Source organism: Pseudomonas sp. LAP_36 (assembly GCF_019456785.1).
GTDB lineage: Bacteria > Pseudomonadota > Gammaproteobacteria > Pseudomonadales > Pseudomonadaceae > Aquipseudomonas > Aquipseudomonas tritici.
The window spans coordinates 58,319-72,060 of sequence record NZ_JAHZMS010000010.1 but is presented as its reverse complement, the minus strand read 5'-3'; the positions used below and the strand labels follow the sequence as shown (position 1 = coordinate 72,060).

At 57.1% G+C, this 13,742-nt stretch carries 11 protein-coding genes; 6 read left to right on the top strand and 5 right to left on the bottom strand.

What is annotated here, in order from left to right:
• Positions 1 to 95: 95 nt before the first annotated feature.
• From JBO08_RS24785 to JBO08_RS24775, 3 genes are all read right to left on the bottom strand, one after another.
• Positions 96 to 1,463, bottom strand: coding sequence for a glutamine synthetase family protein (locus JBO08_RS24785; RefSeq protein ID WP_220075130.1), 1,368 nt, complete (start codon positions 1,461 to 1,463; stop codon positions 96 to 98).
• Positions 1,464 to 1,532: 69 nt separating this feature from the next.
• Positions 1,533 to 2,933, bottom strand: coding sequence for an aspartate aminotransferase family protein (locus tag JBO08_RS24780; RefSeq protein ID WP_220075129.1), 1,401 nt, complete (start codon positions 2,931 to 2,933; stop codon positions 1,533 to 1,535).
• A 237-nt stretch (positions 2,934 to 3,170) separates the two neighbouring features.
• Positions 3,171 to 3,956 (bottom strand): SDR family NAD(P)-dependent oxidoreductase, encoded by a 786-nt coding sequence (locus JBO08_RS24775; protein ID WP_220075128.1) that lies wholly within the window; start codon positions 3,954 to 3,956, stop codon positions 3,171 to 3,173.
• Positions 3,957 to 4,052: 96 nt separating this feature from the next.
• Between JBO08_RS24775 and JBO08_RS24770 the strand changes: the two genes are divergently transcribed.
• Complete coding sequence (locus JBO08_RS24770; RefSeq protein WP_065873292.1) at positions 4,053 to 4,958, top strand: LysR family transcriptional regulator; 906 nt, start codon at positions 4,053 to 4,055, stop codon at positions 4,956 to 4,958.
• Positions 4,959 to 5,027: 69 nt separating this feature from the next.
• On the opposite strand, the gene JBO08_RS24765 is transcribed toward JBO08_RS24770, so the two are convergent.
• Entirely contained in the window at positions 5,028 to 5,918 is an 891-nt protein-coding gene (locus JBO08_RS24765; RefSeq protein WP_065873293.1) for a LysR family transcriptional regulator, read from the bottom strand.
• Positions 5,919 to 6,083: 165 nt separating this feature from the next.
• On the opposite strand from JBO08_RS24765, the gene JBO08_RS24760 reads away from it, so the two are divergent.
• From JBO08_RS24760 to JBO08_RS24745, 4 genes are all read left to right on the top strand, one after another.
• Positions 6,084 to 7,166, top strand: coding sequence for a 4-oxalomesaconate tautomerase (locus JBO08_RS24760; protein WP_065873294.1), 1,083 nt, complete (start codon positions 6,084 to 6,086; stop codon positions 7,164 to 7,166).
• 43 nt (positions 7,167 to 7,209) lie between these two features.
• Positions 7,210 to 8,523 (top strand): dicarboxylate/amino acid:cation symporter, encoded by a 1,314-nt coding sequence (locus JBO08_RS24755; RefSeq protein ID WP_065873295.1) that lies wholly within the window; start codon positions 7,210 to 7,212, stop codon positions 8,521 to 8,523.
• Between the two features lie 128 nt (positions 8,524 to 8,651).
• A complete protein-coding gene (locus JBO08_RS24750; RefSeq protein WP_065873296.1) occupies positions 8,652 to 9,956 on the top strand; it encodes a CitMHS family transporter in 1,305 nt (434 codons plus the stop codon).
• A gap of 95 nt (positions 9,957 to 10,051) precedes the next feature.
• Positions 10,052 to 11,296 carry an OprD family porin gene (locus JBO08_RS24745; RefSeq protein ID WP_371913950.1) on the top strand — a complete coding sequence of 415 codons (1,245 nt, stop codon included), beginning with the start codon at positions 10,052 to 10,054 and terminating at the stop codon, positions 11,294 to 11,296.
• A gap of 299 nt (positions 11,297 to 11,595) precedes the next feature.
• Here JBO08_RS24745 and JBO08_RS24740 read toward each other — a convergent pair whose 3' ends face one another.
• Positions 11,596 to 12,558 (bottom strand): alpha/beta fold hydrolase, encoded by a 963-nt coding sequence (locus tag JBO08_RS24740; protein ID WP_083207051.1) that lies wholly within the window; start codon positions 12,556 to 12,558, stop codon positions 11,596 to 11,598.
• A 169-nt stretch (positions 12,559 to 12,727) separates the two neighbouring features.
• Between JBO08_RS24740 and JBO08_RS24735 the strand changes: the two genes are divergently transcribed.
• Positions 12,728 to 13,618, top strand: coding sequence for a LysR family transcriptional regulator (locus JBO08_RS24735; RefSeq protein ID WP_065880832.1), 891 nt, complete (start codon positions 12,728 to 12,730; stop codon positions 13,616 to 13,618).
• Positions 13,619 to 13,742: the final 124 nt, after the last annotated feature.

Here is a 13,742-nt window from a genome sequence, read left to right as displayed (position 1 = left end):
TTAACGGCCCCATCAGAACAGTCCCCGTCATCCGTCACGAAGCAAAAACGCGGCAAGCTGGATGAGCATTTCCAGGCAGGCTGAGGGGCCAACATTCATGCGTGAGTGAGGTACCAGCGCCAGTCCTGCTCTCCGACTTCAGCATTGAATTGACGGAACTCGCGCCACTTGATCGCCAGAAACACTTTCAGGAATTCAGCTCCCAGCGCCTCGTGTGCCCACGTTGAACGTTGCAATGCGTGCAACGCGGTAAGCCAGTCGGTGGGTAGAAAATCGGTCGTCTGTTCATAGCCATTGCCCTCAATCGCCGCGCCAGGGTCGCTTTGATGCGTGATGCCGTAGTGAATGCCCGCGAGTACGGCGGCCGCGGCGAGATAGGGGTTGGCATCGGCACCGCAAATGCGGTGTTCGATGTGCCGACTTATCGCAGGGCCGCCAGGCACGCGCAGCGACACAGTACGATTGTTGACGCCCCAACTTTTCGCCAGCGGCGCGTAACTGCCGGTCTGGAACCTGCGATATGAGTTGGCATGGGGGCAAAATATTGCCAGCGAGTCAAACAAGGTTGCCATCATCCCTCCAATGGAGTGACGCAACAGCGGTGTGCCCTGTGGGTCTTCGCTCGCGTACAGATTGTGACCCTGCTCGTCGGCCAGGCTGACGTGCAAATGCATACCGCTGCCCGCCTGATCGCTGAACGGCTTGGCCATGAAGCACGCTTGCAGCCCATGTTGGTTGGCAACGCCTTTGACCAAGCGTTTGTAACGTACGCCTTCATCAATGGCCTGGAGTGCGTCGAAACGATGCTCCAGCGTCAACTCGACCTGGCCCGGAGCGTACTCGGAGATCGCCGTACGCACGGGTAACCCCTGTAGCGCGCAAGCCGCGTAAAGGTCATCAAGAAACGGTTGAAGCTGCTCGAGTTCGTATACGCCATAAACCTGAGGTGCAACTGGGCGTACGCCATTGGTCTGCAACGCCGGCTGCGGTCGACCGTTGACGTCGCGCTGTTGGTCCAGCAGGTAAAACTCCAATTCAACGGCCATTACCGGATGGAATCCATCGGCTTTCAGCCGTTCGATGGTGTTCACCAGTACATGGCGCGGGTCGGCGGGCGCGGCGGGAATGCCTTGGGTCGGGTGCATGCTGACCTGCACTTGACCGGTGGGACGGCTGCGCCAGGGTTGCAGGGTCAGGCTTCCTGGTAAGGGATAGGTCCAGCAATCAGCGTCAGCGACATCCCAGACCAAGCCTGTGTCTTCTACGTCCTCGCCCTGCACGGTCAAGGCGAGAATGGAACTTGGCAGCGGCCGACCATTTTCGTAGATCGCCAGTAATTCATCACGGTGCAACAGTTTGCCCCGTGGAACACCATTCGCGTCGATAAGGAACAACTCGATGCTCAGCACTTCAGGGTGAGCGGCCAGATAATCCTCGGCCTCTTTTTTATCAGCAAATTGCATGTCAAACCTCTTAGCGCTCATTCAAGCGACTTGGCGGTAGTTGAGAAAAACGGGGTGTCACACAGCTATTTATGAAGGGATGACCCGAGCCCCTGGTAGGGCAAGCAGCGTGGTCAGCGCGCTATCCAACTCACTGATCAGCCTGTCGATATCCGCATCACTTGTCTGCGGACAGCACAGGGTCATGTTGTGAAAAGGTGTGATCAGGATTCCGCGATTGATCAGATAGAGATGCAGAGCCATTTGAAGGCTGTCATGAAAAGCCGCTTCGGCTTGCGCACCCGTTCTGGGCGGGGTGGCACAGAATTGAAACTCACAACGCGCGCCCAACTCCGTGACTGACCAGTTCAGTTGGTGCCGTTTGAACAACGCCCGAAAGCCCTGCGCCAGTCTTGAGGCCAGGGGCAGCATGTGCTGGTACGCAGACGCTGTCATGACCTCTTCGAGGCTGACTCGCATGCAACGCATCGCCAGTGCATTGGCGGACAGCGTCGTTCCCATCCCACTGTGGCCGTGCCCGCTGCTCTCTTCGCTAACGCTCCTCTGCGCGTCTTGCATGGCCAAGGCGACGTGCTCACTGACGCCAAACACCGCGCAAGGCACGCCACCTGCGATGGGCTTACCCACCACGAAAAAGTCGGGTTTCAAATCCCATAGGCGAGTGCATCCACCGATGCCGGTGGAAATGGTGTGGGTTTCGTCAATGACCAACAGGCTGCCATATTTGCGGGTCAACGCTCGGCACTTTTGCATGAAACCCGCATCTGGCAGGACCATGCCTATGTTCGTCATCGCCGGCTCGCACATCAGCGCACACACGTCCCCCTGGGCTAAAGCAGCCTCAAGTGCGGCAACATCGTTGAAGGGAATAGATCGACTGTATTGGGTCAAGTCGTAGGCTTGGCCCACAAGGCCTGCACGGTGCACCGTTTTGCCGTCGCGGTACCGCACCATCACGTCATCCACCGTCCCGTGATAGCAGCCGTCGAACACCAGCAAGACATTGCGCTTGGTAATAGCGCGCGCCCAGCGCAGAACATAACGATTGGCGTCAGTAGCCGTGGCAGTGACCTGCCAATATGGCAACTCAAATCGCTGAGCCAACAACTCGCCGCAGACCACAGCGTCTTCGCCAGGCAACATCGTCGTTAAGCCGTTATTCGCCTGTTCTGCGATAGCACGGGCGATAGGATCAGGTGAATGGCCAAACATGGCGCCCGTGTCGCCCAGGCAAAAGTCAACGTACTCATGATTATCGACATCTACGAAGCGTGCACCCTTGGCATGCTGAACGAAGAGCGGCGAAGGCATCGACCAATCGCTCATCCAGTGCATGGGAACACCGTTGAAAAGATTCGCCTTGGCACGCTTGGCCAGTGCCATTGACGTTGGGTTGTTTTTTATAAAACGGGCACGCTCGGAGGCAGTAAAAACAGCAATCGCTGATTCACAAATTCCACTGTTCGACATGGTCAAAACCCTAAGTTAATTATTAAACGTTTATTCCTGAATGACGGCCGAATACCGCTCAGTGAATTCACCTACTCTTTGATAAATCGCACTTTTATATATCGCAGTGACAGCCGCGCTCCCACCCGGGATCATTGATTGATCGCGCGGGAGCGTCAGACTTAATAGCCGGCTTGAAGCGTTAAAATGCGCTGTTTACTTCTGGATAAAACAGAACGTAACGTTCGCGTCCTGAACTCAGGTTTGAGGGGCTTTGTTCTCGACCAGACAGTTTCCGCCATCCACCACGAGGACTTCACCCGTGATGTAACTGGCGTCAGGCGACGCCAGAAATGCAACTGCCGCCGCCACTTCGCGAGGCGTGCCTGCCCGCCCTATTGGGGTAAAACATCCCGCCTCTGCTTCAACGGGCGTGGTTGACGCGGTGGTGATCCACCCGGGAGCCACGCTGTTGACGGTAATCCCCTGCTTGGCGACTTCAAGTGCAAGTCCCATATTCATGCCAACCATTGCGGCCTTGGCGGCGCTATAAGCGGCTTCGCCCGGATTGCTTCCTCTGGTTCCCGTGGTGGAACTCATATTGACAATGCGCCCGTAACGTCGCGCCCGCATACCCGGTAAAACGGCCCGAGTCAGAAGAAAAGCTGTCGTTAAGTTTCTTGCCAGTGAAAGATTCCAGTCACACAGTTCCATTGTTACTAATTCCGAGAGAACCTCAGGGCTTCCTTGCATGGTCATGCCGGCGTTATTTACCAGAATATCGATCCGTCCCCAGACTGTTTCTGCCCATAGGCTGAATTCAAGCACCTGACGTTCATCGGTGAGGTCAGTGGGCCGACCTTCAACTTCAAACCCTTCAAGGCGTAACTCTTTAACCCGATCCGCGATGCGGTTGCTGCTAGCAGTGATGATCAACTTCGCCCCGGCTGCACCTAGCCGTCGAGCAACAGCCATACCGATCCCGGATTCACTCCCGGCACCACTGACAAGTGCCACATGCCCCCTCAATTCCGTACCCAACATGGTGTGCCCCACGTATTTAATTCGAAAGAGAGTAGAAATTAGGCCAGTAGACCTGATAAATAAAGACGATCATCATCAGAAAATCTGACAACCACCATGGCGTTTACCAGTGAGTCACTTAAAGTTTTCCTTGCGGTTGTCGACAGTGGATCCTTTTCTGCCGCCGCACGGAAATTGGGCCGGGTACCCTCGGCCATCAACATGGCTGTGTCACAGCTTGAAGCAGAGCTTGATTTATTGCTTTTTGACCGATCAACCCGCAAAGCTGTCCCTACGGCAGCCGCCAAAGCACTTGAGCCCCAGGCACGACAGGTGGCGAGCCAGATAAACCTGCTGGACGCGCATGCCCTGCAGCTTCATCAGGGGTTGGAGCGGCGCTTGATACTGGCGATGGCGCCGGAGTTGCAAACAGGCGTATGGAGTCGTCCATTGTCCATTATTGCCAAAGAGTTCCCCACGCTTGAGATCGAGATTCGCTCGGCTTCCCACCCGGAGGCGATTCGCATGCTCCATGAAGGGCGTGTGCAATTAGCACTTGGATTTGAACGGCCCGGGCTCGACGAGCGGGAGACGTTTCTTGAGGCGGGAAGCCAGTTGTTAGTGGCGGTTGCCTCTCCAGATCATCCTGCGGCTGCCGGCAAAAAAAGCCCTTTAAGCGAAGAGCAACTGGTGGATATTCGGCAGATCATAGTGGCTACTGGAGGGCCTACAGACTCTGACCCACGCGTTGTGCTGTCGCGGCGAATTTGGCTCAGCGACAGTTATCTGGCAACGCTGGATCTGGTGCAGCAAGGATTGGGCTGGGCTTATCTTCCCCAACCCCTGGTGCAACCTCTCATCACTTCGGGCGCATTGACGGAGGTGGTGTTTGACTACATGCCGAGTCAGATGCGGTTGTGGGTCGATATTATCTGGGTGAAGAATCGACCTCTGGGGCTTGCAGCCAGTCGCTACCTGAGCTTGATGCGCAAAATTGTCGAAGGTGAGCCTCGTCGTGTTTGAGGAATCACAAATACTGGCCATTCTTCGTGGTCGCCAGCGGTTTGGCGCGCACGGATAGCGCGATATACCTCATTGCGGCCATTGTTCAAGCAGTATTGAAACAAACTTTTCTGCCGCGGGAGAGAGTGATGCGCCGCGGCGGTAAACCAGACCCAGGGAGCGGTTCACTATCGGCTCAATCAACGGCACGCTGACCAAGGTGGGGTGATCATGCGCCGGCATGGCCAGGCTCGGCATCGCCGACACCCCCAGCCCGGCTTCCACCAGACCCAGCGAGGTAGAAAGGTGCTGTACCTCGTAGAACCATTGTGGACGCCAACTCAAGCCTGACAACGCGTGATCAAGCAACATGCGATTCCCGCTCAGGCGGCCCACCCCGATAAGACGGTAATCACTGAGCTCAGACCATGTGACAGCGCTGCGTCCAGCGAGCTCATGATCACGCCGGCAGGCCAAAACAAACGGCTCTATGACAAGGGGCACGAACTCGATATCAGGATGCTGCCCACTCATCATGTTGATACCGAAATCAGCCTCCCCTCGCAACACCGCTTCAAGCCCCTCGTTTGCGCTCAAGTCCAGCAGGCGGATGCGAATTTGCGGATAGCGCTCGTTGTACAGGCGGATCACCGACGGCAGGAAATAGAATGCGGCCGTCGGGATGCACGCCAGGGTGACTCGGCCAATCTGGCGCTGGGCAAGTTCGCGGATATTGAGAATCGACTCATCGAAATCATCCAGCAATCGGCGCGCCTTGGGCAGGAAGTCCCGGCCGACGCTCGTGAGGCTGACCTTGCGCGTGGTGCGATCCAGCAACGCGGTGCCCAGCCCCTCTTCGAGTTTTTTAATGCGACGACTGAGTGCAGGCTGAGACAGGTGAAGCGCATCGGCAGCTTCGTGAAAGCTGCCAAGTTCGGCGATCTTCACGAAAGATCGGATATCGTTAAGCTCATAATCCATGTCTTGCCTCACCAACATAAGAAGTCGACCCGTAATTTAAAGCAAATCCATCATTCGTCAAACGCAATAATTTCGTCAATATTTGCATTGGAAACATTTTTGAAACCTTGAGACTCTTGCTCCAAGAGCATCAATTACGTCGATTGATCAACAAGAGTCAGAGTCATGCAAAGAATTCCCTGTGTGCTGATGCGCGGTGGTACCTCCAAGGGGCCGGTGTTTCTCGACTGGGATCTGCCGGCTGTCATCGCGGAACGCGACGAGCTGCTGCTCAACGTGATGGGCTCCGGCCATGAGCTGGAGATCGATGGTATTGGCGGTGGCAGCCCGCAAACCAGCAAGGTCGCGATTGTCAGCCCTTCCCTGCACCCGGACGCGGACGTCGATTACCTGTTCGTCCAGGTGATGGTTTCGCAGCGCCGGGTCGACAGCGCCCCCAACTGCGGCAACATGCTGTGTGCCGTCGGCCCGTTCGCCATCGAGCAGGGCTTGGTCAAAGGTACGCCGGGGCGCACTCGCGTGCGCATTCGCAATGTGAACACCGGGACCTTTATCCATTCCGAGGTATGCACACCGGATGGCAAAGTCAGTTACGAGGGCGACACCGCGATCGACGGTGTGCCGGGTACTGCGGCGCCGGTGCAACTGACGTTCCTTGATGCAGCCGGCAGCAAGACCGGCAAACTCCTCCCCACTGGCAACACGCAAGATGTGATCGATGGAATTGCGGTCACGTGCATCGACATGGCAATGCCCATGGTGCTGATCGAAGCCAGCCAACTGGGCAAGCGTGGCGATGAAAGCCCGGCAGAACTGGACGCCGACAAAGACTTCCTGCGGCGCCTAGAGTCATTGCGACTTCAGGCAGGCCTGGCGATGGGCCTGGGTGATGTCAGCGACAAAGTGATTCCAAAGCCGGTGCTGGTCTCGCCCGCCAACGCTGGCGGTACGCTCCAGGTTCGTTATTTCATGCCACACAACTGCCACCGCGCGCTGGCCATTACCGGCTCGATCGGGTTGGCCACCGCGTGTGTGATCGACGGCAGCATCGTCGCGCAAATGCTCGGCGGCATCAGTACGCCGCGCCTTGAAGCGGTGCGCATCGAGCACCCAAGCGGTGGGATTGATGTCGTATTGTCCTACACGGGTGTTAACGGTGAGACAATTCAGGCTTCCGTCGTTCGCACAGCGCGCAGGCTTTTTTCCGGCTTCGTTTATGCCACGGACTCTCAACGCCTCGCCGGATAATTCCGGTGATCGTTGGCATTTTTGCATCCGCACAATTCTAAAAATGGGTGATGCCATGAAAGTTGTTAAATCGCTCTACTTCCAGATTCTCTGCGCCGTGGTGCTGGGTATCGTCGTCGGACACTTCTGGGCCCAGCAGGCCATCGCGCTCAAGCCGTTGGGTGATGCATTCATCAAACTCATCAAGATGATGATCGCTCCAGTGGTGTTCTGCACCATCGTCACTGGCATCGCCGGAATGAGCGACAAACGCTCGCTTGGGCGCCTGCTCAGCAAAACCATGCTGCTGTTCTTCGTATTGACGGTGATCAGCCTGGTGATTGGCCTGGTGGCGGTGTATGTGTTCCAGCCGGGCGCTGGCATGAACATCGATCCCAGCCAACTGAGCACCAAGGGACTGACCCAGTACACGGAGTCGGCCGCGAAACTTGGGGTTGTAGAGTTTTTCATGCACATCATCCCCGAAACCTTTATCGGTGCCTTCAGTAAAGGTGAAGTGCTGCCGGTTCTGTTTATCGCGGTGTTGTCCGGCTTTGCCTTGTCGTCGCTGGGCGAGCGTGGCAAGCCGGTACTCGACGTACTCGAGTCCGCCTCGCACATGGTCTTCAAGATTTTCGCTTACCTGATGCGCTTTGCACCGATCGGCGCTTTTGGGGCCCTGGCGTTCACCGTCGGCCAGTACGGCATCACCTCGCTGGGTTCGCTGGCAAAGCTGATCATGACCCTGTACATCGCCTGCGGTTTCTTTGTCTTCGCGGTACTGGGCAGCATTTGCCGTGCGAACGGCTTCAGCCTGTGGAAATTGCTGCGCTACTTTCGCGAAGAATTCCTGGTGGTACTCGGGACCTCCTCCACGGAACCTGTCATGCCGCGCATGCTGGAAAAACTCGAAGCACTGGGTTGCAAGAAAGGCGTCGTGGGCCTGGTACTGCCCACCGGCTACTCGTTCAACCTGGACGGCACGGCCATCTACCTGTCGTTGGCGGCGATTTTCATTGCCCAGGCCTGCAACATTGACCTGAGCCTGACGCAAATCATCACCATGCTGGCAATCATGCTCCTGTCCTCCAAAGGCGCCGCTGGCGTTACCGGCAGCGGGTTCGTGGCACTGGCCTCGACCCTGACAGTCATTCACGACATCCCGTTGGCCGGCCTGGCGTTGCTGATCGGCGTTGACCGATTCATGTCTGAAGCGCGGGCCCTGACCAGCCTGGCCAGCAACGCGGTTGCGACAGTGGTGATTTCGATGTCTGAAAACGCCTGCCACCGCGAAACGCTGAACCGGATGCTCGACGGCAAATCTTCTGCGGCACAGGGACAAGCCTGGGAAGACCTGACGGTCGCCAAACGCATCTAGCGAAAACCGAATAACACCTACTCCTGACTGCCCCCCTTCCCGCCAGGCGCCGTTGTGCCGCCCGGCGGGTCAGGGCTCGTGCGCCTCGGCGTCAGCCATTTTTACGATAACAACAAGAGAATCGTCCTATGCTCGCTTTCCTTGGCCTGGCCATGGTGGTCGTATTCACCTTCCTCATCATGACGAAGCGCCTGTCGCCGATCGTCGCGCTCACCGTCGTACCTATCGTCTTCGCCGTGATTGGCGGCTTCGGCGGCACCACGGGCAAGATGATGCTTGACGGCCTGAAAATGGTCGCGCCGTCTGCCGCATTGCTGTTGTTCGCGATCCTGTTCTTTGGCCTGATGATCGATGCGGGCCTGTTCGACCCGCTGATCCGCAAGATCCTCAAGCGCGTCAATGGCGACCCGATGAAGATCGCGGTGGGTACCGCCTTGCTGTCCCTGGTGGTCGCGCTCGACGGCGACGGCACCACCACCTACATGATTACCTGCGCGGCGATGCTGCCGCTGTACAAACGCATCGGCATGAACCCGATGATCCTGGCGACTATCTCCATGCTGTCCCTGAGCATCATGAGCGGCATGACACCCTGGGGCGGCCCCGCGACACGGGCCATCGCAGCGCTGGGCCTGGATGCCGGCGCATACTTCGTGCCGTTACTGCCGACCATGATCGGCGGTGCCATGTGGGTGGTCTTTGTGGCTTTCGTACTGGGGCGAGCCGAGCGCAAGCGTATTGGCAACGTGCAACTGCAAAGCGGTGGCGGCGATTGCTACATCAACGCGATTCTTGAGGACACGCCCCACAAGCGTCCCAAACTGGCCTACGTCAACCTGGTCCTGGTGATTGCGGTGATGGTGGCCCTGGTGATGGGGCTGATGCACTCCGCGATCCTGTTCCTGATCGGCTTTGTGCTCGCACTGATGATCAACTACCCGCAATTGGATATTCAGAAAGAACGCATCCTGGCGCACTCGGGCAACGCTATGACGGTCGTGTTGCTGGTGTTCGCCGCAGGGATTTTTGCCGGGATTTTTTCCGGCACCAAGATGGTGGATGCCCTGGCCCAGACGCTGGTCGACTGGATCCCTCCGTCCTGGGGCCACCTGTTTCCATTGGTGGTTGCGATCACCAGCATGCCGCTGACCTTCGTGCTGTCCAATGACGCCTACTATTTTGGTGTAGTGCCGATCCTTGCCAATGCGGCCGCCGCTTACGGCATAGACCCGGTAGAAATCGCGCGTGCCTCGATCCTCGGGCAACCCGTGCATCTGATGAGTCCGCTGGTCGCATCGACGCTGTTGCTGGTGGGGATGGTCGACCGTGACATTGGTGACTTCCAGAAAGCCACTGTCAAGTGGGCGGTGTTGACCTCCTTGGTCGTCACCGCGCTGGCCTTGTTGACTGGGGCCATCAGCCTGTTTACCTGATTCATCTCTCTGCTGCCTTGCAACGCGCCTCGCTCACGGGGTGCGTGTCGCCCTGCACGCCAAATAACAACAATGAGACGTTTGCCATGAACCCTATGTATACCCGTCAGGCCCTTTTTTGTGCATTGGGTCTGGTGCCGATCGCCGGTGCCAATGCCGAAGGCTTTATTGATGACAGCAAGCTCAAGCTGCAACTGCGCAATGTGTATTTCAACGAGAACTTTCGCGATGAGCACGGCATGAGTGCACGTGCCGCGAGAACGGCAAAAAGCGAACGTACCGAATGGGCCCAGGGATTCTTGCTGGACTATCAGTCCGGATTCACTGCGGGTACTCTCGGCTTCGGCGTTGATGCCCTGGGGCTCTACGGCGTAAAGCTCGACTCAGGACGCGGTCGCAGCGGTACCGGGCTCATGCCGATTCATGACGACGGCCGCGCAGCGGGCGAATTTGCCAGCGCCGGCGCCACCGCGAAAGCCCGGTTCGCCAAAACCACCGTCAAGTACGGCACCCTGCTGCCCAAGACCCCGGTGCTGATTTACAACGACGCACGTCTGTTGCCCCAGACCTATCAGGGCACTCAGGTCAGCAGTAACGACATCGAGAACCTGACGGTCACCGGCGGGCACCTGGACCGTTTCAAATTACGCGACTCCACCGACAGCGTGCCGATTGTGCCGGATGGCTACAGCGGCGAAAAGTCAGGCGACTTCAACTACGCCGGCGCCGAATACAAATGGGGGAAAAACACCCGCTTGAGTTATTTCTACGGCGAACTGGAAAACTTTTACCGCCAGAACTTCGCCGGTATCCAGCACGACCTGCCGCTGGCCGGTGGCGTGCTGACTGGCGACCTGCGGTACTTCAACAGCGCTGATAGCGGCTCTGCCTACGCAGGCAAAATCGATAACGACATGTTCAGCGGGCAATTGTCCTACGCGATCGCTGGCCATACCGTTGGCGGGGGCTACCAGAGCCTGCGCGGCGATGCCGGTTTGCCCTACATCAGTGGCGCAACCGTGTACTCGTTCAGTAACGCCGGCATTGGCAAGTTCATCGAGGAAGACGAAAAGACCTGGATGCTCAACTACGGCTACAACTTCGCCGCCGTCGGCGTCCCCGGCCTGACTTTCTCTGCGCGCTACTTGAGCGGCAATGACGGCAAGTCCACCACCACGGTCAAGGAATGGGAGCGCGATACCGAACTGGCCTACGTTGTACAGGCCGGCACGCTCAAGGGCCTGGGTGTGCGCATGCGCAACTATGTGTACCGCTCGGAGTTCTCCCGAGGGCGCGACAGCAACCGCCTCTACCTCACCTACGACATCGCCCTCTGGTAAGTCGACGATTGCGGCCCATGCGGCCGCTTTCCTACAGGTTAAGGCAAGGCCCCCTCAACATGCTGGCACTCAATGCCGCTGTCGAGGCGGCGCGAGCCGGGGATGCAGTACGAAAGCCGCGCCCTTTTGCTCGCTTTGGCGAAAGTTGAGGCCCAACGCTTCCAAGGCAATAGGGACCTTGACGCTGTTGGGGGGAGCAATGCCGTGACCGCCACGCAACATGCAAGACGCTAACGAGCGAGTAGAGAGGACCCGCAACAGCGGGCGCATGACCCGCTGTTGCAGACGTGCGACAGGACTTATTTTTGCGGCACCACATTCCGGTCCAGGAAGCGGTGGATTTCACCACTGATCTCGTTCAAGTGTGTTTCCAGTGCGAAGTGCCCGGTGTCGTAGAGATGTACCTCAGCTTTGGGAATATCACGCTTGAATGCGTTCGCGCCTGCCGGGAGAAAAAACGGATCGTTCTTTCCCCAGACGGCCAACATCGGCGGCTGATATTTGCGGAAATACGCCTGGAACTCGGGGTAGCGCTTCACGTTGGTGGCATAGTCTGCGAACAGGTCCAGCTGGATTTCATCGTTACCGGGACGCGACACGAACGCGTAATCCAAGGTGTATGTTTCAGGTGCGATACTGTCAGGGTCCGCTACGCCATGCGTGTATTGCCACTTGATTGATTCTGGTTTGAGCAGCTCGCGCAATGCGTTGCGGTTCTGGGCAGTGGGCGCGTTCCAGTAACGTTGAATCGGGTTCCAGCCCTCGCTGAGGCCTTCAACGTAAGCATTCCCGTTTTGGCTAATGATTGCGCTGATTCTATCGGGGTGTGCGACGGCCATCCGCCAGCCTACAGGCGCACCGTAGTCGAAGACTTGAAGAGCGTAGCGATTCAGCGCAAGCGCTTCAGTAAATCCATCCATGGTTTTGGCGATGTTGTCGAACGTGTATGAGTACTTCGCCCGATCAGGGCTGTCCGAGAATCCAAAACCTGGGAAGTCAGGGGCAATCACGTGGTAACGGTCCGCTAGTTTCGAAATCAAGTCGCGATACATGAATGATGAGGTAGGAAATCCATGAAGCAACACGATGGTTGGCGCCGATGGGTCGCCCGCTTCCCGATAAAAGATGCGGACCCCTTTTACCTCTACAAAATGGTGTTGGACGTCGCTTGCCCTTTGGTGGCTAATGTCGGCTGCTTCCACTCCCGCGCTGGCGAGCGCTGCACTGAGGGCAGTGGCGGCTAACAACGTTTTAATGCTCATGCAAACTCCTTGGACACTGAATGAAAAAGATAAGTGGTCTATCAGGCGGTGAGTTCATGGCTTGTCGAGCGTCAGGCGCACCCACTTGATAGGGCTATATTGCCTGTTTCAATAAACCAACATAATCTGAGAATATTGGTAATCTCCCTACCAAATATTGGAACATTCCATGGACAGATTTGAGGCAATGAAGCTGCTCGTGGCTGCGATTGATGCTGGCAGCCTGACGGCAGCCGGACGGCTAGCCGATATCCCTCTTCCCACCATCAGCAGGAAAATTTCTGACCTGGAGATGCTGATAGGTAGCCGCTTATTGATTCGAACCACGCGTAGGCTCTCGTTGACCGATGCAGGGGTGGCTTATGTGGCTGCTGCACGCCGAATATTGGAGCAGTTGGAGGTTGCCGAACGCGAAGCTGCCGGAGAATTCATTGCCCCCAAAGGCGAACTGGTCCTGACCGCGCCCATCATGTTCGGCCGGCTGCAGGTGCTGCCGATCGTCAACGCGTTTTTAGGGGAGTTTTCCGAAATCAACATCCGGCTCCTGCTTTCTGATCGCAACGCTCACCTCGTTGACGACCACGTGGACATGGCAGTGCGCATTGGAACACTCGCTGATAGCGGCATGATCGCCACTCAGGTGGGGGCCATGAGAACTGTAATTTGCGCGAGTCCTAGGCTGCTGGAAGCGTATGGAAGACCTGAATGTCCCGCAGACCTGCAGAACTTGCCAACCGTGCGACTTGACGCCCCTATGCCTTTTCAACACTCAAAACATGGCGTGGCAGAATCAACGAGGCGGATGCCCCCGCGCTTATCGGTGACGACCGCTGACGCAGCAGCGCAGGCCGCCATTGATGGCGTTGGAGTCGTTCAGTTATTGCACTACCAAGTCGCGGAGGCGATCAGCGAGGGACTGCTGGAGATTGTGCTGGATAACTATGAGCCTCCGTCGGCGCCTATCAACCTGATCCACATGTCACCTGGGCATATGCCCCTGAAAATGAGGCGATTTCTGGATTTCGCGATTCCTCGGTTTCGTCAGCGCCTGGATCAGTAAACTCAGCAATGGCGTGCGAACCTCACTCAGTTTGCTCCGACAGTTTAGGAATTATTCATGGCATTCATTGTTACCTGCGTTGTGTCCCTATTTTTTTGGACTGTTGTTTCAGTAATCACAGGGG

What these genes read in the sequence shown, in the direction of transcription:
- JBO08_RS24745 (WP_371913950.1), top strand. Translation starts at nt 10,052, where the DNA reads ATGTATACCCGTCAGGCCCTTTTTTGTGCATTGGGTCTGGTGCCGATC.
- JBO08_RS24750 (WP_065873296.1), top strand. Translation starts at nt 8,652, where the DNA reads ATGCTCGCTTTCCTTGGCCTGGCCATGGTGGTCGTATTCACCTTCCTC.
- JBO08_RS24770 (WP_065873292.1), top strand. Translation starts at nt 4,053, where the DNA reads ATGGCGTTTACCAGTGAGTCACTTAAAGTTTTCCTTGCGGTTGTCGAC.
- JBO08_RS24735 (WP_065880832.1), top strand. Translation starts at nt 12,728, where the DNA reads ATGGACAGATTTGAGGCAATGAAGCTGCTCGTGGCTGCGATTGATGCT.
- JBO08_RS24740 (WP_083207051.1), bottom strand. Translation starts at nt 12,558, where the DNA reads ATGAGCATTAAAACGTTGTTAGCCGCCACTGCCCTCAGTGCAGCGCTC.
- JBO08_RS24760 (WP_065873294.1), top strand. Translation starts at nt 6,084, where the DNA reads ATGCAAAGAATTCCCTGTGTGCTGATGCGCGGTGGTACCTCCAAGGGG.
- JBO08_RS24780 (WP_220075129.1), bottom strand. Translation starts at nt 2,933, where the DNA reads ATGTCGAACAGTGGAATTTGTGAATCAGCGATTGCTGTTTTTACTGCC.
- JBO08_RS24775 (WP_220075128.1), bottom strand. Translation starts at nt 3,956, where the DNA reads ATGTTGGGTACGGAATTGAGGGGGCATGTGGCACTTGTCAGTGGTGCC.
- JBO08_RS24785 (WP_220075130.1), bottom strand. Translation starts at nt 1,463, where the DNA reads ATGCAATTTGCTGATAAAAAAGAGGCCGAGGATTATCTGGCCGCTCAC.
- JBO08_RS24765 (WP_065873293.1), bottom strand. Translation starts at nt 5,918, where the DNA reads ATGGATTATGAGCTTAACGATATCCGATCTTTCGTGAAGATCGCCGAA.
- JBO08_RS24755 (WP_065873295.1), top strand. Translation starts at nt 7,210, where the DNA reads ATGGGTGATGCCATGAAAGTTGTTAAATCGCTCTACTTCCAGATTCTC.